Annotated in this window: 1 protein-coding gene; it reads right to left on the reverse strand. The window is 27.5% G+C overall.

Features of this window, described 5'->3' with window-relative positions:
- Positions 1-170: 170 nt before the first annotated feature.
- A complete protein-coding gene (locus EG57_RS0223380; protein ID WP_052038063.1) occupies positions 171-1,292 on the reverse strand; it encodes an IS4 family transposase in 1,122 nt (373 codons plus the stop codon).
- Between the last annotated feature and the right edge of the window lie 159 nt (positions 1,293-1,451).

Here is a 1,451-nt window from a genome sequence, read left to right on the forward strand (position 1 = left end):
TCACTAGTGTTTAATTTTTAGAAAATATTTCAATTGACATCTTTATTATAATCGTTTTTTATAGCAATATTGCTAAATTAAACTGTTATGGAATAATATTCACCAATTAAAGGGCAGAGTTGCCCGCATAGCGATAGCTTGTGTGGAATCATATGGTTTTGTAGTTACTATTAGCTACCTAACCATTTCCACCAACAAAATAAGCTATTATCTACTAATTTTGTAAGTGAATGTTTTATTAATCTTTTTATTTTCAATAAGCCGTAGGCTGTTTTAGCTATGTCTTGTATTAATTTTACTATGATAAATGTTATTATTGCAGAAACAATTTGCATCATAACTGCGTTAAGACTATGACCAATAAACCTTTTGATTTTTAAATTTTGTTTAATCCATTTGAAGAATAGCTCTATTTCCCAACGCTTTTTATATAACCATGCTATATCTTCGCTAGTATATTCAAAGATATTGGTTACAAAAGTTAGTACTTGACCTTCAGAATCAATTACTGTGATAATTCTGTATTGTTTTTCTGTTATATTGATATCTTTAGTGCCTAGATAGCATGTAATATCTTCAATGATATTTACAGAATCATCTAATAAAGTAGTTTCTGAATAAGTAATTTCATTACTAGTTACTTCTGTTATAGCTGCATTGTCTTTTAATCTAGTTATGAAATGTATACCTTTGCTACTAAATTCATCAAATATTTTATAGTCAACATAGCCTTTATCAAAAACGTATATACAGTTATCTTCTGTAATAAGTTCCTTCATCTTAGTTCTATCATGTGGTTTAGCATTAGATACAACTATAAGCTCTGGAACTCCTTTGTTTAAGTTGAATTTTGTATGAAGTTTTATCCCTGATTTTGTAGAGCGAAATTTTGCCCATTGAAAATAAGTTTTAACCATACTTACAGTTGAGGAATCTATTAATTTTATGGTACCGAACTTTTTAATTTTCTCATCCACAGGCAAATTTTCTAGTGCTTCAGACATTAGTTCATTTAATATTGGAACATAAACATTATAGTCAAGATAATTATTATAGTTAGATAACATTCCCAAGCTAACGCTTTTTATTGATTCATTTAACTTAGAATCGGACTGCATAAAATCACTAATATCTCTTAAACTATCTAGCTTCGCTAAATGAAAGTAGAGATGAGTTTTTAAGTGATTTGATGCGATATTATAGTCAATATCTAACTTATACGCAGATTTTTTCAAAGTGTTCCAGTTAATAATATCTAATAATTTTTCAAAAATAGTGATATAATTATCCATAGATAGTCAGCACCCCTTTTGCTTTTTTATTTTTAGTGGTAATTATATTAAAGCAAGGTTGCTGACTATTTTCATTTATATATTGATGGTTTAAATGGATACTTATTACATAGAAATTTTGTCAATAGGATTTTCAATCCATTAATTAAACACTAGTGA

Source organism: Clostridium drakei, from assembly GCF_000633595.2.
Lineage (GTDB): Bacteria > Bacillota > Clostridia > Clostridiales > Clostridiaceae > Clostridium_AM > Clostridium_AM drakei.